Source organism: Butyrivibrio hungatei DSM 14810 (assembly GCF_900143205.1).
Classification (GTDB): Bacteria; Bacillota; Clostridia; order Lachnospirales; family Lachnospiraceae; genus Butyrivibrio; species Butyrivibrio hungatei.
The window spans coordinates 1-19,323 of record NZ_FRDH01000003.1 but is presented as its reverse complement, the minus strand read 5'-3'; the positions used below and the strand labels follow the sequence as shown (position 1 = coordinate 19,323).

Below are 19,323 nucleotides of genomic sequence, written 5' to 3'. Positions count from 1 at the left end.
TATGGATTTACAAACAATATCACAGGAATTAAATAAACGATTCTTAGAACCATTACCGGAGTTCTATAAGAGAAGAATTATCGTATGGTATGACGAGGACAAGGAATTTGCCGAGGAAATTGATAATCTTGAGTTGACTAATGCTAAGATACTTACTCTTACTGGAAACAATAATTTTGCTGTAAAAAAGACAATCGATGTAGATGAACCAACACAAAATTTTCTTCTTTATAATCCAATTTCCTATGAAAAGGTAGAGGATGATTGGCTTCTTGATGTTGAATTATACAGTGAGGAGTTTAGAGCTGATCTTATAGCGATTTGGATGGATGAGATGGGAATTCCTTCATCCGTTGCTCTTAGAAATCAGGTAAAGAAGTACAGCAAGTTCCTTAATGCCAAGGCAAGACGTGAAGATGTAGTTAAGCTTTCTGATAGTCTTGACTCACCCATGAAGCTTCAACTTGCTGTGATGGCATCCATTGGTGAGGCAGGACGTACAGAACCTATTGCAATCATCAAGTCAGTATTAAAGGCAGGACTTAACACTGATGATAATTATTTATATCAGGAATTTGTAAAGTATGAAGCAACTGATTTGTTCTGGGGAATGGTTTCATCTATTACCGGCTACAACGATGTTGATCATAATCTTGGCAAGCTTGCTGCTCATATTATATTAACAGCAGCCAGCAGAACACTTCCGGCGGCTGTGTTTGATGGATTGTCAGATTATATGTCTGAGAATGGTCAGCTTCAGGCTTATTGCAGTGATTTGGTGTCAGATTGGATTCACAGTGATGATTCTGCTTCTTATGTGACAATGGCTGAGACAGTAGAAGAAGAGATGCATCTTGTAAAGAGACTTTCAAAACAGACTGCATCAGAGTTGGCAGATACAGAGGTACTGCCTTCTCTCAATCGTATTATCCTGTCAAAGCTTATGACGGATATAAAAAATGAAATTCTTGAGCCGGATATTATTTTCGCTATTGCTGAAAAGCGTAGGTCATTAGCGTGGTTTTCAGATTATGAGAATTACTACAAAGGCATAGTAGCCCTGGCAAGAATGGAAGAGTTCTATAAGGATAATGCTATTGGATTCCATGTTGTAGGTGCTAAGAATATCTGGAACGCATATACAACTGATTACTATAAGATGGATACCTATTATAGACAGTTCCATATGTGCTATGAGAATAGTAAAAAGGCTTATGGTGGTGATCTTCAGGATCTGTTCACAGAGGTTTGTAATAAGGTAGAGAGACTGTATTCAAATTGGTTCTTGGATGGACTTGGACATAACTGGTCCGAGGAAGCTGCATCAGAGCTTGAAGAGAAGGGCTATATTGATGGCATAGACAGACAGGAACAGTTCTATGATCGTAAGGTCAAGAATGCTGACAACAAGGTATATGTAATTATTTCCGATGCTTTGAGATATGAGGTCGCAGCATCTTTGAAAGAAGAACTTAGCCGTGAGATGCAGGGCAAAGTTAATCTTTCAAGTATGCAGGGTATATTCCCTACAGAGACAAAATTTGGAATGGCTGCACTTTTGCCTCATAAGGAACTCACTGTAGAGTTGAAAGAATCTGATAATGGAAAGAAGCTTCTTAAAGTGTTAGCAGATGGCCAGTCATCAGAGAGCACTAATAGAGAAAACTTATTAAAGGCATCAAATCCGGAAAGTATTGCAGTTAAAGCAAAGGATTTGATGGCTGTTAGCCGTGCAGAGAGATCTGAGCTTGTTAAGGGCAAGGATGTTGTATATATTTATCACGACACTATTGATGAGACAAGCCATACATCAGAGACAAAGGTATTTAATGCTTGTGAAGAGACTATATCGGAGCTTGTAACACTTGTAAGGACAATTGTTAATGATTTCGGTGGAATCAATATCATGATTACAGCAGATCATGGTTTCCTTTACACATACAGTCCTTTGACAGAGGAAGCCAAGACTGAAAAGTCAGAGTTCGTACATAGAATTGTAGAGTACGCCCGTAGATTTGCTATTCTCACAAAGGGCGATGATCCAGAGTATTTACTTCCTGTTAAGTTTATGGAAGGAAAGACGGATTATTATGGATATGCTCCGCGCGGAGACATCCGTATTAAAACTAATGCTGGTTCCGGTATGAACTTTGTTCATGGTGGTGTGAGCTTGCAGGAGATGTGTGTACCACTTATTGAGTATAAGCATCTTCGTAACAGCTCTAAGGAGTATCAGAAGAACAGAGAAAAGTATGACACAAAGTCTGTAGAGGTAACACTTCTGTCAGCTAACCATAAGGTCAGCAATATGATATTCTCGTTGAATTTCTATCAGAAGGATGCAGTTAGCGGAAACAGAGAAAAAGCTGTTTACGATGCATACTTTGTAGACAATACTGGTAAGAAGATCTCTGATGTTCAGAAGATCTTTGCTGATAAGACCAGCGAAGATGTTCAGGATAGAACATTCAGATGTAACTTTAGTCTTAAATCGCAGGCTTATGACAGCAAAGAACTGTATTACTTGATTATAGAGCAGGAAGATAGCACAGATCTTCCACAGAGAATTGAATTCCAGATTGATATTGCATTTGCGGCAGATGATTTTGGATTCTTTGGATAAGGGGGGATATGTACTGATATGGTAGATCCATATAATAAATTGCGAATGGAATACAATAGTATTTATTCTGTAATCCATTCATATACTTCAGGTGCTATTACCTGCTATTTGGATGGCTTAAAAGAGGCAATAGACGCATATAAAAAAGAAGACATCTTGTATTATTTAGAACAGATAAACAAATGGTATGCCGATAATATGCCAGCAATTCAGTCAAATGAATATGTATATGATTCTGAGCAAAGGGAACATGCTGATAACAAAAAGTTCCTTGAAGATATTTATTCAGAGCTAAAAGGATATGATTTTAGTGAGATAACTGACAGATCTTCAACTGGCGGAATTAAGCACAATGATATAAAGAAAATCTTTCTTAGTCATAGGTCCAGTGATAAAAAGTATGCGGATGCATTGGAAAAACTTATTGTTGGGTTAGGTGTCAAAAATGATCAGCTGATTTATACATCACATCCATTACATAAAATACCGTTAGGTCAAAAGATTTATGACTACTTACGTGAAAATATCAATGATCAGGTGTTTATGATTATTCTCTGGTCTAATGACTATTTGGAAAGTCCTGCTTGCTTAAGTGAAATGGGGGCTGCTTGGGTTACACAGACAGATTATATAGGAATTTACTGCCCAGAATTTTCATTCGGAAATCCTAAATACCATGAAGTCCCTATTGATACCACGAAGATGGGGGCTGTATTGAACGGTGACGCTAATTGTAAAGCAAGTATGATTGAGTTTAAGAATAAGGTTCAGGCTTTCTTTGATTTAGAAGATGATGAGCAAAAATCAATGTACCTAATCGATGAATTTATAAGAGATATAAAGTAGGAGACGTTAAAAATGGGTTTTATGGACGCATTTAGCAAAAATGATGAAGTAACAGAGAATGAAATAACTGTTACAACAGAAACATCTGAAGAAAATAGCAGAGAGGAACTGAATAGAAAACTGCGTCAAACTTTTGATGGAAAGATTGTCCGTAAGGATCTTACAAAGCACATCAAGGAAGGGGCAAATGTTCCAATCTATGTATTAGAGTATTTGCTTGGGCAGTATTGTAATTCCGATGATGAAGCTATTATTGAGCGTGGAGTGGAGACAGTAAAAAACATATTGTCTAACAACTATGTGCGTCCTGATGAGGCTCAGAAGGTTCTTTCACTTCTCCGTCAGAAAGGCTCCCATACTGTAATTGATATGATTACCGTTGAACTGAATATGAAAATGGATATGTATGAGGCGACTTTCTCAAATCTTGGATTATCAAGGATTCCGATTTCAGAAGAGTATCCTGAACAGTATGACAGGCTTCTCTGCGGAGGTATTTGGTGTATTGTTCAGCTTGAATATGGTGATAGTTCTGATGATTTCGGCATTGTAGATATGGATGGAGCAGAGCTTCGTTCAAAAAAATCTAAACAGAAGGATGTTTCACCGGTATCTATTACAAAGCTGACACCTATTCAGATGCCAAATGTAGATATGAACCAGCTGAAGCAGGGCAGGGCTGCATTCACTAAAAATGAATGGATTGATGTGCTCTTAAGGTCTACTGGAATGGAGCCGGATGAGTTATCGTACCGTGAAAAGTGGCTCTTGATTACTCGTATGCTTCCGCTTGTAGAGAACAACTTCAATCTCTGTGAGTTAGGACCACGTAGCACAGGTAAGTCTCACCTTTATAAAGAAATATCCCCAAACAGTATTCTTGTTTCAGGCGGACAGACCACTGTTGCTAACCTTTTCTATAACATGGGTAAGCGAACTATGGGACTTGTTGGTCTTTGGGATGTTGTAGCCTTTGATGAGGTTGCCGGTATCAACTTCAAGGATAAAGACGGCATCCAGATTATGAAGGATTACATGGCTTCAGGATCTTTTGCAAGGGGCAAGGAAGAAAAGGCTGCTTCAGCTTCTATGGTATTTGTTGGAAACATCAACCAGAGCGTAGATGTGCTCTTGAAGACCAGCAGCTTATTTGATCCATTTCCACCGGAAATGGGAACTGATACAGCTTTCCTAGATAGAATGCATTGTTATAATCCTGGCTGGGAGATTCCTAAGTTCAGACCGGAACATTTTACAAATGATTATGGCTTTATCACAGACTATCTTGCTGGATTCATCCGTGAGCTTAGAAAAGAGCAATTTGGTGATGCTATAGATAAGTACTTCAGATTGGGAAAGAACCTTAATCAGAGAGATACAATCGCCGTTCGCAGAATGGTTGATGGCTATTTGAAACTGCTTTACCCAGATGGAAATTTCAGTAAGGAAGATGTTGTTGAAGTACTAGAAATTGCTCTTGAAATGAGAAGGCGTGTCAAAGAGCAGCTTAAGAAGCTTGGAGGCATGGAGTTCTATGACGTTAATTTCTCTTACATCGATATGGACGATATGTCAGAGCATTACGTTTCTGTACCTGAGCAAGGTGGCGGCAAGCTTATTCCTGAAGGTATGTGTAATCCGGGGCAGGTATATACAATTTCTCATGGTAAGTCAGATATGATAGGTGTATTCCGCTTAGAGTCACAGATGCTACCGGGAAATGGTAAGTTTGACCGAACAGGTCTTGGAACAGATAGAGAATGTAAAGAGGCAGTAGATACTGCGTTTAATTTCCTTAAAGCAAACGGAAACAGAATCAGCGGATCTCTCGGTGTGCTCAATAAAGATTTTGTTATTAATTATCAGGATCTTCAGGGTATAGGAATGACACATAAGTTGGCACTTCCTACATTGATTGCATTATGCTCAATCGCTCTAGGTAGGCCAGTACAGAGTTCAATGGCTGTTATTGGTGATTTCAGCATAGGTGGCACAATTATGAAGGCTGACAACCTGGCAAGCACATTACAGGTATGCCTTGATAGTGGTGCAAAGAAAGTATTATTACCACAGACATCAGCAGTGGATCTTGGGACTGTACCGGCTGAGCTTATGAGCAGCTTTAGCCTTGTGTTCTATCAGAGCGCTGAGGATGCTGTATTTAAAGCGTTAGGGGTGGAATAAATGGCAAAGCAAAGTGTGGTTCTGGCTAGAATATGTGCGATTTTCGATAATAAGGCTTTTGTAATCCAGAAGGATAGTCAGTTTAAGAAGATTTTTAAATGTGCTGATTTAAGCAGATATTATACGATTAACTCAAAGTATTTGGTTCCGTATTATGTTAACGAAGGTTATTCAAGAACCTTTCATAATGAAAATGAGGAATATGACGTTTTTACCGGGTTAGATAATGTCTTTTCAGATTTGTTATATAACAATGAAGAAGAAAAAATAGGAAATTTGTTAGTAGAATTAGGTGAAAACATACCAGTATCAAGATTTCAAGATGAAGATGATGATAGTGTTCTAAGGAGAAAACTTGAAGAATTAAAGGGTTTATATGAATTAGTTGGATATAAACTGGTAGAAAATGAGGATTCGTTTGATGTAGAGCCTTATACAGGTAGCGATGATCGCTTAAGTGATATAAGTGAAATAGAGAACTGGTTAGAACAGGAATTTGAAGGCGTATTTAGCGCATATCAGGGAGCATTAGATTCATATACATCAAATAATTACGGTACATGTATCGAATCATGCAGGACTGTTCTTACTGGAATTTTTTCAAAATATAAAGGTCCTGAGCAATTTGCTAAATGGTTTAGGGGTGCTGCAAATATGTCTGGTGAAATGACAGATGTTGCAACGTTAAAGGCAAGTATAGACGCGCTTGCAAAAAATGATTTGGCGGATTTTTTTGAGGAAAACAGATCAGGTTCATATAAAAAGACAAAAGCCATATATGCAATATACTCAATGATGTCTGATTATGGAACTCATAGAGAAGAAGGTACTGTAGAGATCCCTTCAAAAGCCGATGCATTAATGATGTTTAGAATGATGCAGGACATCGTTCTATGGATTTATCAAACAAAGGAAGTGTGAAATATTTATACTCAAAATAATTTATTTGCGTTACTAAAAACGAAACAAATATATGAGATCCTTGATGGAGATGTAAATTACGGAGATTACGAAACTGAGTCCGGACGACAGATTAAAATTCAAATGCCGTACTTGAGTGGCCCAGATCTTTGCGGAATATGTAGAGATTTTGGAATACCTATGGAATATAGCTGGGGTGGCGTTAATCTTAGCCGTTGGCAATATGTAGATAAACTCTTCGAGCATTGTATGAAGAATGACAGGTGTTCTGATTTATTAGGATATTTATTTGGTAAAAATCAGTTTAGAAAAGCACTGACTGGTCTACCTGCAGATGAAATAGATGTTGTATATCAAAAGATTATTAAAGATATATTAGCTCAAATAAACGGCATCCTATACTTTGGAGGTCATGAATTACGAGTATTAGGTAAAACTTTTGTTATTAGCAAAATAGGTGAGCAGGTTGTAGTTGAAGCGCCAAAGATAAAGAATATTGATCGGCAATATGTTACGAGCATTGCAGAAAGGGCATTAAAAAATGTCGATGATAAGAATTTTGATAGCGCTATTACGCAATCTCGAACATTGCTGGAAGAAGTTTTCTGCTACATGATAGAAAAGAAAAATCAATCTCCCTCTGAAAGTGGTGACGTAAACAAATTATATAGCCAAGTAAGACAATTATATGGAATTCATCAAGATGCTCAGACTGATAAAAGGATAAATGATTTAATAAATGGAATTAATAAAATAATCAGTTCTGTGGCAGAGATGAGAAATAAGGATAGTGATGCTCATGGCGTAGGTGCCAAAAGAATTGAGATTAAAGATTATCATGCGCGCTTATATGTAAATACGTCGGTATCATTAGCTGAGTTTATGTTAGCGCTTATGGGCGATGATGAATCTATTTTTTAACGAGGTGAATTTATTTGGTTGCTAATTATAACGTAATTACTCTATGTGGCAGTACACGTTTTAAAAATGAATTTATGGAAGTGCAGAAAAGACTTACTTTAGAGGGCAACATAGTTATTAGTGTTGGCCTCTTTGGGCATTCTGGAGATACCGAGGTCTGGGAGAACATGGATGAAGGAACATTAACCAAGACCAAGAACATGCTTGATGATATGCATAAGCGAAAGATTGATATGGCAGATGAAATATTTGTAATCAATGTCGGTGGCTATATAGGCGACAGTACACGTTCAGAGATTGATTATGCTATTGAACATGGTAAGAAGGTTCGATATTTGGAGGACTAAGCATGGGTATTTTTACAGATGGAGATGACGAAGAAGACGAGTTATTTGATCTGTATATGCTAAATGAAATAAATGAAGGCAGTAATAAAAGTGGAAGCACAAATCATACAGGCGGATGTTTGACAAGCTTTCTTCTTATAATGACAGTTCCTATCGGAATAGTTTTAGGGGTGATTTCAATATTGGTATAAACGAAAGGTGGTTTTCTTATGAGCATTTGGCTATTTAGGGCAGGAAGAAATGGTGAATATGAATCCAAGTTTCTTGAGGATAAGAGGATATATTTAACTTGGGATGGATTAAATGTAGATCTTTCAGAATATCAGGACCGAGATAAACTCTTACAAAAACTGACAGAGATGTATAGTGGTGAAAAGCCAAATACCATTAGAAATTGGGCGTCACAGATATATCCAATTGCTCATCGTATTGAAAAGGGCGACTGGATTGTTCTTCCAAGTAAAATGTCTAGCACCATTCATTTTGGAAAAGTTGTGGGCGATTATACATTCGATGGAGATGCATCTAACCCTTATTTCCATTATAGAAGTGTTGATTGGTTCGCTACAGATATACCAAGAAATAACTTTGATCAGGATATCTTGTATTCCTTTGGCGCGTTCATGACTGTTTGCAAGATTACCAGAAATGATGCTGAGCAAAGAATAAAGGATATGGCTGCAAATAATTGGAAGGTAAAAAGCGCTCCACAGAAAGTATTCGCAGATGCCGATGACATTGAAACAGTATCTCAGACCAATATTGAAGAGGCTTCGAGAGATGCTATTTCTAAGTATATTATTCAGAAGTTTCAGGGCTATAAAATGGAACAATTGATATCTGAAATCCTGAAGGCAAAAGGGTTTACTGTATATCATAGTAAACAAGGTGCAGACGGAGGAAAAGATATACTTGCAGCTGGCGGAGAAATGGGATTTGGTTCACCAAAGATTTGTGTTCAAGTGAAATCTCATGATACACCGGTAGATCGTCCTACACTTGATCAGCTCGGTGGAGTAATGAATAAGGTCGGCGCGGAGTATGGACTTCTCGTATCTTGGAGCGGGTTTAAGAGCAGCGTAGAACAGGAACGTGGTAATCAGTTTTTTAAAATACGTCTTTGGGATGCAAACGATGTAATTGATGAATTGTTTAAGAATTATGACAAGCTCAGCTCCGAGCTTCAGGCGGAGATTCCACTAAAAAGGATATGGATGCTGAGTGAGGACGGAGAGGAATAGATGTTTTTGAGTAAAACTCAACCTCAGGTTTAGTTTTTGCAACCTCAGGTCGTTAGATTATTCATGGAGGAGGGCTTATCATGAGTTTATCAACAGAATTAAAGGATGATGAGTTATCGATTGGTAAGCTCATTAAGAAGCAAAGGAAAGAAAAGGGACTGACGCAGCAGGAACTTGCGAAAGAACTTAATGTTTCGGCGCAGGCAGTATCGAAGTGGGAACGAGAGATATGTGAACCGGATAAGCAATTGTGGGTTAAACTCTCGAAAATACTTGATATTCCCAAGAAGCGTTTTGCATGTTTATATGAGGATCCTGCTGATAATGGAGATGTAACGGTTCCACCAGGTGTAATTGCAGCTTTGAACACTTTTGCTGATGCTTTAAGTATGGTGAAATCTGACATGTGGGGAGGTAATAGTAATGACTGAGACAGTGATAATTGAATTGATTCATAGTCTTAGAGATGTTGCACTGAAAGTTATTGAGTGTGCATTACTTGATAAGTAATGATCTGACAAAGCGAAGCTGTTATGGCTCCGCTTTCGTTTTCTTAGAGAGGAGGTATTTATGCCAAAGCAGAAAAAAAGAAGACTTGCTGATTATTCTACTACAGAGATGGTAAAGCTTTGTGGGATGAAGGCTAGTAGCACTTTTGAAAATAAAAGAGATAAAGTCTTTGAAAGATACGAGATTGATCCAAATCTTTTTAAAATGGATCCAAATATAGAGACTGGTGGAGAAAATTTCTATCCAGTGATTTGTGCTGAATTATTGGCAATCCTAATAAGGAATTGGGATAAGAATCCTTCAAGTAGAAAAAATGCTAACAGAGACAATGTTACGGTGACTCAGATTTGCGATTTTTATAGGGCATTATTAAAAGATGTAGATGAACTTCCAAAAGAATTGAGAGGCCTTATATATAAATCTTGCCAGAGTCATTTTACTACAAAGTGTCTTGTAATATGGGCGGAAAGAGTTGTAAATGGATTGGCATTATTTACAGAAACTCATATGGATCAACCAGAGGAAAATATAGGTAAGCTTTGTCAGGCTCTTGCTATTAATTTGGATAAAATGACATACATGGAATACATGAATAATAAGCTTAAAGAGGCTATCCCTTGGATTGCTCAATTTGGTGTATATCCAAATCCATTTAACATGAATTCTATGCAGAAACCAACAATAGGTACTCAAAATGTTGGCCTAGACGTTGGCTTGGCAGAGTTGATTAAGGCTATTGCACTAGAGATGAATAGCGATAAGGAAGAAATTCAGTATGAGTCTATAAAAGATGAGGAATCTGATGTTGTCGCTATAAGGGATGAGTATTACAAAATGGTACAGTCGTGGTATGTCTCTTCAGAGCTTGAAGAATATACAACAAATACATATTCCAAAGGAGCTTCTGCTTGGAAAAATTGGGCCGAAAAAATTGAAGCCGGAGAGATGGAAGGAAAAGATGCAATTGTTGCATTTTATGAGAAACAACTTGCTGATGCAAGAGTGGAAGTTATGGCATTAGAACAGCGCTTAGAGGCTATAAAAAATAATAATCCATCGATTTTTCCAGTAACCGTTGATGAATTAGAAGATATTAATGATGCATACGTAGAATATTTCAATGATAAGTATGGTAAGCAGACAAATAATCAGCGGTATGCGGATATATATATTGGGCAGATGTTATGGGCTTTTTTAACACAAGATTCAAATTAAATGTTGGGGTTAAATTTATCAATCAGTTCATGCTGTAAACTCTTCCTATAAGAAACAGGAAAGGAGAGTTTGCGATGGTTAAGTTAACTGATGTTCAGAAAAAGGCAGCTGTAAGCAAATACGCTGGTCGTCAAAAGACGATAAGACAACTTGCAAAAGAATACAGCGTGACGTATGAACAAATGCGAAAAATCATGGTCAGGGCTGGATACTCAAACGGGTTGAAGGTGAGATGAAATATGATTGCGACCGGTTGTCCATTTATTGGGACTTCCGGTTTGCTACCATAGAAGTCATAAAAGGGGAAGAGCCTCGATTTTAGCAGCTTGTCAGAATTTTTTTATTTTTGGCAGAATAACATTGCGAACGTACGTTCTGAGTGATATACTACTAAACAGGAAGTGGCGAAAGCAGATTGCTTCCTTTAGAAAGGAGCGGCGTATGAGACACAAATCTACAGAGCTGATGGAAAAGATTCAGTCATATGTAGAGAACTACTACAAAGAATATCGCCACTCACCGTCTACAACAGATATTGCAGATGCGGTCGGTATAGCCAGAGGAACTGCATATAAGTATCTGGTTGCCATGAGTGATAACGGCATGATCAGATATGATGGCCAGCAGATTTCTACTGAGAAGACCGAGAAGGTTCAGACAGAGTTTACAAGCGTTGCACTTCTGGGTTCCGTTTCCTGCGGCGTTCCCACACTGGAGGAAGAGTACGCAGAAGAATTTATCTCACTGCCTGTATCAATGTTTGGCAAGGGAACTTTTTTTATGCTGAGAGCAAGTGGGGAGTCCATGATTGATGCTGGGATATCTACCGGAGATCTGGTACTTGTCAGAAAACAGTCAGAGGCCAAGGATGGTGACATAGTTGTTGCTCTGGTAGAAAATGAGAACACGTTGAAGCGATATTTTGTAGACACAGAGAATAATCAAATCAGGCTTCATCCGGAGAATAAGAACATGAAGGACATCATTGTTCAGGATTGTAAGATTCAGGGTGTAGCAGTCAAGGTTATCAAAGACCTTGCGTAATGTGTTGCTAAACAGGAAAAAGATCAGAACAGTCACAGTATTGGGCAATGGCAGTGCTGACTACACTTACGGAAAGGCCATTGTCAGAGAGAATTAAATATGCTCATCATATCGGTTTCTTTCCCTTTTCCGAATGAGAGATATCAGAAACTTGATACTTTAAGGAGGCGTGATGATGAGTTCAGCGGAGGAAAAAGCTGGGGAATGTGTGGTTTGTTGCCACAGGTGCGGGGAGATTCTTATGGAGTCTGTAATTGCAAGTAGCCATATGGTCTGCCCTGGATGCGGAGCCAGAGTTTCTATCAATGTAAAGAATGGCAAAGTATCCGTATTTGATGATACTAGATCCGCAGATGAGATGGCTCGAAAGAGGTCTGTACGTCTGGCTGGATATGCAGCAAAGCTTGGTAGAGGAACTTTGTAATAAGAAGTAACTTTAAAACTGAATATTATTGAGGCTGTCAGGGAGATCGCTGGATTGGTCGCTGAAATATGCGTTAAAAGACTTACAAATGAGTGACGTCTGTCAGCCAAGAGTTTGTGAAGAGAGTCGTATTTACCACGGGTCAACGCAGATTAAGCGTAAGACGTTGATACCAGATTAAAAAGGGCCTGCAAAACGGAAGCTAACCTAAGATATGTTTTTACGTATCAGAAGGTATATTTAGCAGTTGTTTTGCAGAGCCCTTTTTCTTTTTGCGCTTTTTTCGGTTTGCTTCCGTTTTGGAAGGCATCGGAAAGGGTGCAGTAATGAAAAAAGCAATTGATACAACAACTATCGGTGGAAGGATTAAAGCAAAGAGAGTTGAAGCAAGACTTTCACAGGAAAAGCTATCTGAACTGCTGATGATTAAGCAGAACACATTATCCAAGTATGAAAGTGGTGATCATGATGTTCCTACAGATGTTTTATCTATGGTTGCAAAGCTTCTTAATACAACACCGTCTTACCTGGTATGGGGAAGTGCAGAGGAAGAAGGGTGGCTTTCAGAACTTAATATCATTGCCGGTAGCATTAAGAATCCTGCTATAAGAGAAGCAGCATTAAAACAAATGTTGGCTCTGGCTCAGATGGATGCACAGCTTAAGTAAATATCCCAAAACGGGATGGAATTATTCCAACAGGGGGAGGGAAACAGGTCCCTGCAGGCATTAACATATAACCATAACAAACAAGCAAGCCGGCTTGCTTTAGTACGCGAAAAGGAGTGATTCTTATGGCTGCTAAAGCGAAAGATACAGATTTAATGAAGACCTATCGGACTGCTGATTCCGAGGAAAGATTTTCCATTATGATGGAAAATTACGCTGTGTTTCCTAAGGTGATCAAGAAAGCCCAGAAAAAAACAGAATATAAGATTAAGGCTGAGCGGGAGTATTTAAGAAGCCATAGTCGGGGCGAACTGGGAGTACGGGTTCAGACATCCAAGAAGAGCGATACAACTGCTGAGGAAGCAATTGCAAATGTCACACTGGAAGAAGCTTTTGCAACCGGTGAAGTAGATAAGGGACTTCTAAAGGGAATTGAAGAAGCTTCTGTTTATGAAACTGAGATCAAGCTCATTAGCACCATGAGAATGGACTTTGAACTTCTTGAGGATATCATCGAAAGCTACGAAGACGATGACCAGAGGATCATCAGAAAGAGACTGGCAGAGCGCAAGGCTTACAGAGTGATTGCTGAGGAAGAGGATTGCTCCTACGATACGATAAAAAGAAAACTTACAGCAATCAGGAATGAAATCCGAGAGGAAATAGTGGAATGCTTGGAGCTGAATAATCGGGAGGGGCGCTAATGGAAAAGAAACCTCACCGTAATCAGTACGAAGAACCTCATTTTACATGTGTGATTCATTATACAGAAGGATGCGAAAAATATATCTCAGAATTTCAGCAGAAGAAAGTTGCTATATTAAGAAAGCATTTGGAATTATTAAATCCAGCGGAACTAGAGAAGTTCTGTAATATGTTGGAAGAAGAGCTTTTAACTAAGGATAGGGAAGAACAATCATAGCTTGTGGTTGTTCTTTTTTTATTGCAGCATTATAATGTGTGTATATGAAAAGAAAGGACTGATTTTATGAAGAGGAAAGTCACACCAGAAACGGATGACCGCAGAGTAGTCATCTATGCCAGGAAATCTAAGATAACTCATAAGGGTGATTCTATTGCAAATCAGGAAGAATACTGTAAAGACTATGCAAGACTTCATTTGAATTTATCTGAAGATTATGAGTTTGAGGTTTATGAGGACGAAGGTAAAAGTGGATTTTATTCAGATCGTCCTGATTTTCAGCGCATGATTCATGATGTGGAGCGCCGTAAGATAAAGGCTATTGTTTGCTACAAGCTGGATCGTATCAGTCGTAAGATGTCGGATCTTACTAATATGATAGATTTTCTGAATAAATATGATTGCGCATTACTTATCAGTTCAAATAATCTGAACACTAAGGATAATAATTCCAAGATGATGATTCAAATGCTCGGTATGATTGCCGAGTTTGAGCGTGATATCATTACAGAACGTATTCAGGATAATCTGGAAGAACTGGCTAAGGATGGGCGCTGGATGGGAGGTATACCACCAACAGGCTTCACTACAGAGCGCTCCAAGACCGGCCGAGGAAAGAGTAAGAACGCGTTTACTTATTTGGTGCCTATTCCTGAAGAAAGAGCTTTAGTTGAACATGTTTTTGAGGTGTTCCTTGAAACAAGATCCTACAATCAAACTGCACAGAGGCTTAATGAAGAAGGCTACAGGACAAAGATGAATGCTGATTTCACTACGCTTGCAGTCAAGGATCTGATTAGTAATCCTGTCTATTGTATCGCTGATGAATATTCCTATAATTATTTCCTTGATGAAAACTGTAATATGTATGGAGACAAGGAAGAATATGATGGATTTCATGGAATCTCTGTCTATAACAGGACTACCCAGACTAAGGAAGAATCTGATGATTCTACTTTCTTAAATCCTGAGTTTTCCAGATATACGATCCGCAAGGAAAAAGATGAGTGGATTGTTGCAGTAGGCAAGCATGAAGGTTTTATTCTCTCTACAAGATGGGTTGCTGCACAGAAACTTAAAGATGACATTGCCGATAAATACAATAGGCCACATCGAGCAACAAATGCTTTGTTAGCAGGCATTATATATTGTCCATTGTGTGGGAAAAAGCTTTCAGTTATTTCTGAGAGCAATCGCTATACTCATGGAAAACCTCGTTTTAAATATGCATGTCCAAATGCTGTGAGAAAAGGTGCATGCACTTATCAGGCAGTACGCGGAGTGGAACTTGATGAATATGTAGTAAGCGAGCTTGCAAAACTGAAAGAAGAGGACAATCAGTATGTTAAGCTCATAAAGGCAGAAGCCAAGAAGTTTAAGGCGAGTGATAAGAATGAGCAGGACATCTTAACCCTAAAAAAGGATATAGAAAAGCTGGAGCAGGATATAATGCTTCAGGTTAAAAACTTAAGAGATGTATCAGATGCTTTAAGACCATATGTACAGGCTGATATGGACAACATGGCAAAAGAGATAGCTGATAAAAAGAAGAAGCTTCAGAAGCTGGATGCAATCGAAAAGCAACGTTCAGATCAGTATAGTGACCTAAGCAAGACGCTTGAAATAGCAATGAATTTTGAGAGAATGACCAAGGATGAAGATCCGGAAGTCATTGTATCAATTATCAGAAGTATTGTTGAGAGAATTATTGTTACCCAGGAGGGCAAGGATAGTAATGTTCATCTGTTCCTGAAAGGACAGCCGGGTGAGAACTACGACGATTTTTTCGCCGATAGCGACACCCTTATCGATGCCGAGTCTCGCAGTGACGAGCTGTGTGATTCAGAAGGGTGTCGCAAACTGTATCCACACTTTTGCAGGAGTGCAATTAAGAGCTGAGTGCAACAGGCAGATGAATGAACTTCGAATCAGATATGGAAGAGATTATGAGCAGCCGACCGCCGTTCCAATGCTCACTGAAGCGTATAATCTTCCGGCAAAGAAAGTTATTCATATAGTAGGACCAATTGTCCAATACAAACTTACTCCTGAATTGGAAAAGGATTTGGAGAACTGCTATAGAAACACTTTGGATATGTGTGCTGAAAATGGCCTGAAGAGCGTTGCTTTTTGCTGTATTTCAACAGGAGTATTTCATTTTCCTAACAAAAAAGCAGCTGAGATTGCCGTTAAGACTGTGTCAGAATGGCTTCGTGAAAATCCTGGTAAGGTAGAAAGAGTGATATTCAATGTTTTTAAAGACGAAGATAAGGCCATTTATGAAAAACTTATATGATGATATGCCTAATGGTTATCAGGAAACTATAGAGAAAGGAATGAATGCTGTGAGATACTTTACTAGAAGCATGTCCTATGGTAAGGGAAGCGAAGAAGAGCAAATAAAAAGGCTTTTTCATGAAATCAAGGAAGCAGACGCAATTGTCATTGGTGCAGGAGCGGGACTATCTACATCTGCTGGTTTGACATATAGTGGCGAACGTTTTGAAAAATACTTCTTTGATTTTGTAAAAAGATTTGGTATCAGGGATATGTATTCAGGTGGATTCTATCCGTTTCCAAGTGAAGAAATCCGCTGGGCTTGGTGGGCAAGACATATTTATTTTAACAGATATATTGATGCTCCAAAGCCAGTGTATAGTGATCTTCTTAAGATGGTTTCCGATAAGGACTATTTTGTTATCACAACAAATGTAGATCACCAGTTTCAAAGAGCAGGTTTTGACAAGAAAAGACTGTTCTATACTCAGGGTGATTATGGTTTGTTTCAGAGCGTGAATCCTGCTATTCAGAAAACCTTTGATAATGAAGAGTGGGTAATGAAAGCTATGGAAGTACAAGGGTTTGTAAGAGATGCTCAGGGAGTATTTCAGGTACCGATTGACGGTAAGCTACTGATGGAGATTCCTTCTAAGATGATTCCAAAGTGTCCTGATGATGGCTCTGATATGACTATGAATTTGAGAGCTGATGATTCTTTTGTCGAAGATGAAGGATGGCATAGGGCATCTGCAGCATATTCTGATTTTATTCGTAGACATGAGAATCTTCATGTTCTTTATCTTGAATTGGGAGTAGGAGCTAATACGCCCGTAATAATAAAGTATCCGTTCTGGCAGATGACATTGGCAAATGATAAGGCTGTATATGCCTGCGTAAATTTCGGGGAAGCATTCTGTCCTGAGGAAATTGAAGATAGAAGTATATGTATTGATGGTGATATTGCAAACATATTACAAGAGTTTTGGCGCTCATATTGAATTGTACATTCCTTGATGGAGGTTGATTCGATATAATGGAAGACAGCGAAATTAACAAATCGGAAGATAAAAAGGATATAGAAATGGTATGAATAATAAAAAGGCACTGACGCTCTATTTGGCCGGAGCATTAGGGCAAATTATCGTGGTATGCATAATTGCCTTTGTACTAAGACGATATGGACTGGAGGTAGGGTATGCCACACCGTTAGGATGGATCATCATTGCAATTGGTGGTATTTCTTCAGCGTTATGGGGAGCCATTATTTCAATCAAATATCGAAATACAGGTTTTAAAACCGTAATCTGTGATTTCTTTAGGATAAGACAAAGCCCTCTAAATTACGGTTGGATGATTTTGTTCTTATGTTTGGATTTTCTTCCGGTTGTATTCGGAGGAAGGATATCAATAAGAGTGTGGTATCTACCGATCATAATGTTTTTTAAGCATATAGTACTAGGCGGTATAGAAGAAATTGGCTGGAGATACCTGTTTCAACCGCTTTTGCAGGAAAGACTGCACTACATTTTAGCTACGATCATCACATTTTTCTCGTGGGGATTATGGCATTTTTTGTTTTTTTATCTAGATGAAACACATGCTGATGTGATCCCATTTTTAATTGGTTTACTTGTAAATAGCTTTATTCTTTCAGCGTTATATGTGAAAACAAATAACCTTTGGATATGTGTAATGACACATTCCCTGATTAATGTTTTTTCACAACTTGTAACTGGAAGTAATCAATATGTAGGCTATTTCAGTAAGGTTGTTATTATAGTAATCGCTATTATGCTTGCTACTAAAACAATTAGGAAGCAAGTAGACAATTGTGCTAATGCTAACACATAATAATCGGAAGTTAATCGCACAAATTCAAAATTGTCGGGATGAGGACATAGCCCTTTATCTCGTAATTAAATGGTTCAGTGGTGCTACGGGAATTCATGGTTCAAGCCCCGTATGATGCATTTACTTCTTAATATGCTTATACTGCGAAGTGCATGAGTTTTCAGACTTTCGAAGTAAATTGTCTTAGGCACTGTCTGACGAAAGGGGTACTGCATCATTGACACCTGTACCGTTACGGGTTACAATATAAGTATGATAAAATCATTTGCTCACAAAGGACTTGAGGAGTTCTTTGAAACTGGATCAAAAAAAGGAATAAAACCGGAGCATGCACCAAAACTTGCGCGAATGCTTGATAGATTAGATGCAAGTATAAGTCCTCACGACATGAACTTGCCAGGGTATCGTTTACATCAGTTAAAAGGTGATAAGCAAGATATGTGGTCGGTTACAGTAAATGGAAATTGGCGTATGACTTTTTATTTTGAAGGTCAAGATGCTCATCTTGTAGATTATATGGATTATCATTGAGGAAGGAGGCCGAAGAATGACTAGAAAACCTACACATCCGGGAAGTGTATTTTTAGAAGATGTAATGAAACCTTTAGGTTTAACTATAACCGATGCCGCAAAAATGCTTGGTATTAGCAGAAAAACCTTATCAGAATTTGTAAATGAAAAAGCTGCATTAAGTCCTGAAATGGCTCTACGTATCAGTAAGGCCACAAATACTTCTGCAGAGAGCTGGCTTAACATGCAGACAAAACTAACTCTTTGGAAGGCTAGCCAGCATATTCCAACAAATGTAATTCCTTTTCCCTTACCTGATGTTATGGAAGGCTAAATCAAAATTCAATTTGTATGTTGATTAGGCGGGTTACAGTCACATGTGATGATTGTAGCCCGCTTTCTGCTTAGGTATAATTGATGATAATACTACAGTGAATTTACATACGAGGATACAATATAGTGAGAGACTTTAATAAAATAAAACAAGTGATGCACGATATAATAACGTAAGCGCTAAATTATTAGGCGGATAGCTGCCGCCACTAAACAAGTTCATAATGGATTCGAATAACGTACATTTTACTATGTTTAAAGTCGAATGATGAACATTTCACTACGACTTGGAAGGAGCTGCTATGTCGAATCCAAGGAAACAATTACCTCGCAGATCTGATGAGGACTGGTACAGACTCATCATGGACTGCCGTAAGAGTGGACTATCCGATGCTCAGTTTTGCAGAGTAAATGGAATTCCAAACTCTTCGTTTTGTACTGCTATCAAACGTCTGCGGAAGAAATCATTTGCGATTCCTGAAG

At 38.4% G+C, this 19,323-nt stretch carries 22 protein-coding genes and 1 pseudogene; all 23 read left to right on the top strand.

What is annotated here, in order from left to right; translation table 11 throughout:
• Position 1 precedes the first annotated feature (1 nt).
• Complete coding sequence (gene pglZ / locus BUA02_RS00120; RefSeq protein WP_072699975.1) at positions 2–2,623, top strand: BREX-1 system phosphatase PglZ type A; 2,622 nt, start codon at positions 2–4, stop codon at positions 2,621–2,623.
• 18 nt (positions 2,624–2,641) lie between these two features.
• Positions 2,642–3,469 (top strand): toll/interleukin-1 receptor domain-containing protein, encoded by an 828-nt coding sequence (locus tag BUA02_RS00115; RefSeq protein WP_072699973.1) that lies wholly within the window; start codon positions 2,642–2,644, stop codon positions 3,467–3,469.
• A gap of 12 nt (positions 3,470–3,481) precedes the next feature.
• A complete protein-coding gene (brxL, locus tag BUA02_RS00110) occupies positions 3,482–5,653 on the top strand; it encodes a protease Lon-related BREX system protein BrxL (protein WP_330393285.1) in 2,172 nt (723 codons plus the stop codon).
• On the top strand, positions 5,654–6,574 hold the full coding sequence (locus BUA02_RS00105; RefSeq protein ID WP_072699970.1) for a hypothetical protein: 921 nt from the start codon (positions 5,654–5,656) through the stop codon (positions 6,572–6,574). It begins immediately after the preceding gene.
• A gap of 249 nt (positions 6,575–6,823) precedes the next feature.
• Positions 6,824–7,495 (top strand): abortive infection family protein, encoded by a 672-nt coding sequence (locus tag BUA02_RS00100; protein WP_242946447.1) that lies wholly within the window; start codon positions 6,824–6,826, stop codon positions 7,493–7,495.
• A gap of 74 nt (positions 7,496–7,569) precedes the next feature.
• Positions 7,570–7,842, top strand: coding sequence for a hypothetical protein (locus BUA02_RS00095; protein WP_242946446.1), 273 nt, complete (start codon positions 7,570–7,572; stop codon positions 7,840–7,842).
• A gap of 2 nt (positions 7,843–7,844) precedes the next feature.
• A complete protein-coding gene (locus tag BUA02_RS00090; RefSeq protein WP_072699964.1) occupies positions 7,845–8,033 on the top strand; it encodes a hypothetical protein in 189 nt (62 codons plus the stop codon).
• 18 nt (positions 8,034–8,051) lie between these two features.
• On the top strand, positions 8,052–9,083 hold the full coding sequence (locus BUA02_RS00085; protein ID WP_072699963.1) for a restriction endonuclease: 1,032 nt from the start codon (positions 8,052–8,054) through the stop codon (positions 9,081–9,083).
• A gap of 80 nt (positions 9,084–9,163) precedes the next feature.
• On the top strand, positions 9,164–9,514 hold the full coding sequence (locus BUA02_RS00080; RefSeq protein ID WP_072699961.1) for a helix-turn-helix transcriptional regulator: 351 nt from the start codon (positions 9,164–9,166) through the stop codon (positions 9,512–9,514).
• Between the two features lie 139 nt (positions 9,515–9,653).
• Positions 9,654–10,808: a hypothetical protein gene (locus tag BUA02_RS00075; protein ID WP_072699959.1), complete on the top strand. Its 1,155-nt coding sequence runs from the start codon at positions 9,654–9,656 to the stop codon at positions 10,806–10,808.
• A 74-nt stretch (positions 10,809–10,882) separates the two neighbouring features.
• On the top strand, positions 10,883–11,044 hold the full coding sequence (locus BUA02_RS15740; protein WP_178297582.1) for a hypothetical protein: 162 nt from the start codon (positions 10,883–10,885) through the stop codon (positions 11,042–11,044).
• A 205-nt stretch (positions 11,045–11,249) separates the two neighbouring features.
• The gene (gene lexA / locus BUA02_RS00070; protein WP_072699957.1) at positions 11,250–11,852 is read left to right on the top strand and encodes a transcriptional repressor LexA; all 603 of its coding nucleotides are present in this window, start codon (positions 11,250–11,252) and stop codon (positions 11,850–11,852) included.
• 175 nt (positions 11,853–12,027) lie between these two features.
• Positions 12,028–12,276 carry a hypothetical protein gene (locus tag BUA02_RS00065; RefSeq protein WP_072699955.1) on the top strand — a complete coding sequence of 83 codons (249 nt, stop codon included), beginning with the start codon at positions 12,028–12,030 and terminating at the stop codon, positions 12,274–12,276.
• Between the two features lie 326 nt (positions 12,277–12,602).
• Positions 12,603–12,944, top strand: a complete 342-nt coding sequence (locus BUA02_RS00060) for a helix-turn-helix domain-containing protein (protein ID WP_072699953.1) — start codon at positions 12,603–12,605, stop codon at positions 12,942–12,944.
• A gap of 125 nt (positions 12,945–13,069) precedes the next feature.
• The gene (locus BUA02_RS00055; RefSeq protein WP_072699952.1) at positions 13,070–13,648 is read left to right on the top strand and encodes a hypothetical protein; all 579 of its coding nucleotides are present in this window, start codon (positions 13,070–13,072) and stop codon (positions 13,646–13,648) included.
• Positions 13,648–13,866, top strand: coding sequence for a hypothetical protein (locus BUA02_RS00050; RefSeq protein WP_072699950.1), 219 nt, complete (start codon positions 13,648–13,650; stop codon positions 13,864–13,866). Before BUA02_RS00055 ends, BUA02_RS00050 begins: the two co-directional genes overlap by 1 nt.
• A gap of 66 nt (positions 13,867–13,932) precedes the next feature.
• Positions 13,933–15,765 carry a recombinase family protein gene (locus BUA02_RS00045; protein ID WP_072699948.1) on the top strand — a complete coding sequence of 611 codons (1,833 nt, stop codon included), beginning with the start codon at positions 13,933–13,935 and terminating at the stop codon, positions 15,763–15,765.
• Positions 15,719–16,162, top strand: a pseudogene (locus BUA02_RS00040) (macro domain-containing protein); the annotation flags it as partial. The gene BUA02_RS00045 and the pseudogene BUA02_RS00040, both read left to right, overlap by 47 nt.
• Complete coding sequence (locus tag BUA02_RS00035) at positions 16,146–17,144, top strand: SIR2 family NAD-dependent protein deacylase (RefSeq protein WP_072699946.1); 999 nt, start codon at positions 16,146–16,148, stop codon at positions 17,142–17,144. The pseudogene BUA02_RS00040 and the gene BUA02_RS00035, both read left to right, overlap by 17 nt.
• Before the next feature lie 88 nt (positions 17,145–17,232).
• On the top strand, positions 17,233–17,997 hold the full coding sequence (locus BUA02_RS00030) for a CPBP family intramembrane glutamic endopeptidase (RefSeq protein WP_072699944.1): 765 nt from the start codon (positions 17,233–17,235) through the stop codon (positions 17,995–17,997).
• 252 nt (positions 17,998–18,249) lie between these two features.
• Positions 18,250–18,528 (top strand): type II toxin-antitoxin system RelE/ParE family toxin, encoded by a 279-nt coding sequence (locus tag BUA02_RS00025; protein ID WP_072699942.1) that lies wholly within the window; start codon positions 18,250–18,252, stop codon positions 18,526–18,528.
• 16 nt (positions 18,529–18,544) lie between these two features.
• Positions 18,545–18,841: a HigA family addiction module antitoxin gene (locus tag BUA02_RS00020; protein WP_072699940.1), complete on the top strand. Its 297-nt coding sequence runs from the start codon at positions 18,545–18,547 to the stop codon at positions 18,839–18,841.
• Between the two features lie 301 nt (positions 18,842–19,142).
• On the top strand, positions 19,143–19,323 hold a 181-nt coding region (tnpA, locus tag BUA02_RS00015), incomplete at its 3' end, for an IS66 family insertion sequence element accessory protein TnpA (protein WP_416386382.1).

Excerpts from the sequence above, each read along its gene's own strand:
- pglZ (WP_072699975.1), top strand. The coding sequence starts at position 2 with ATGGATTTACAAACAATATCACAGGAATTAAATAAACGATTCTTAGAA.
- BUA02_RS00115 (WP_072699973.1), top strand. The coding sequence starts at position 2,642 with ATGGTAGATCCATATAATAAATTGCGAATGGAATACAATAGTATTTAT.
- brxL (WP_330393285.1), top strand. The coding sequence starts at position 3,482 with ATGGGTTTTATGGACGCATTTAGCAAAAATGATGAAGTAACAGAGAAT.
- BUA02_RS00105 (WP_072699970.1), top strand. The coding sequence starts at position 5,654 with ATGGCAAAGCAAAGTGTGGTTCTGGCTAGAATATGTGCGATTTTCGAT.
- BUA02_RS00100 (WP_242946447.1), top strand. The coding sequence starts at position 6,824 with ATGAAGAATGACAGGTGTTCTGATTTATTAGGATATTTATTTGGTAAA.
- BUA02_RS00095 (WP_242946446.1), top strand. The coding sequence starts at position 7,570 with ATGGAAGTGCAGAAAAGACTTACTTTAGAGGGCAACATAGTTATTAGT.
- BUA02_RS00090 (WP_072699964.1), top strand. The coding sequence starts at position 7,845 with ATGGGTATTTTTACAGATGGAGATGACGAAGAAGACGAGTTATTTGAT.
- BUA02_RS00085 (WP_072699963.1), top strand. The coding sequence starts at position 8,052 with ATGAGCATTTGGCTATTTAGGGCAGGAAGAAATGGTGAATATGAATCC.
- BUA02_RS00080 (WP_072699961.1), top strand. The coding sequence starts at position 9,164 with ATGAGTTTATCAACAGAATTAAAGGATGATGAGTTATCGATTGGTAAG.
- BUA02_RS00075 (WP_072699959.1), top strand. The coding sequence starts at position 9,654 with ATGCCAAAGCAGAAAAAAAGAAGACTTGCTGATTATTCTACTACAGAG.
- BUA02_RS15740 (WP_178297582.1), top strand. The coding sequence starts at position 10,883 with ATGGTTAAGTTAACTGATGTTCAGAAAAAGGCAGCTGTAAGCAAATAC.
- lexA (WP_072699957.1), top strand. The coding sequence starts at position 11,250 with ATGAGACACAAATCTACAGAGCTGATGGAAAAGATTCAGTCATATGTA.
- BUA02_RS00065 (WP_072699955.1), top strand. The coding sequence starts at position 12,028 with ATGAGTTCAGCGGAGGAAAAAGCTGGGGAATGTGTGGTTTGTTGCCAC.
- BUA02_RS00060 (WP_072699953.1), top strand. The coding sequence starts at position 12,603 with ATGAAAAAAGCAATTGATACAACAACTATCGGTGGAAGGATTAAAGCA.
- BUA02_RS00055 (WP_072699952.1), top strand. The coding sequence starts at position 13,070 with ATGGCTGCTAAAGCGAAAGATACAGATTTAATGAAGACCTATCGGACT.
- BUA02_RS00050 (WP_072699950.1), top strand. The coding sequence starts at position 13,648 with ATGGAAAAGAAACCTCACCGTAATCAGTACGAAGAACCTCATTTTACA.
- BUA02_RS00045 (WP_072699948.1), top strand. The coding sequence starts at position 13,933 with ATGAAGAGGAAAGTCACACCAGAAACGGATGACCGCAGAGTAGTCATC.
- BUA02_RS00035 (WP_072699946.1), top strand. The coding sequence starts at position 16,146 with ATGAAAAACTTATATGATGATATGCCTAATGGTTATCAGGAAACTATA.
- BUA02_RS00030 (WP_072699944.1), top strand. The coding sequence starts at position 17,233 with ATGAATAATAAAAAGGCACTGACGCTCTATTTGGCCGGAGCATTAGGG.
- BUA02_RS00025 (WP_072699942.1), top strand. The coding sequence starts at position 18,250 with ATGATAAAATCATTTGCTCACAAAGGACTTGAGGAGTTCTTTGAAACT.
- BUA02_RS00020 (WP_072699940.1), top strand. The coding sequence starts at position 18,545 with ATGACTAGAAAACCTACACATCCGGGAAGTGTATTTTTAGAAGATGTA.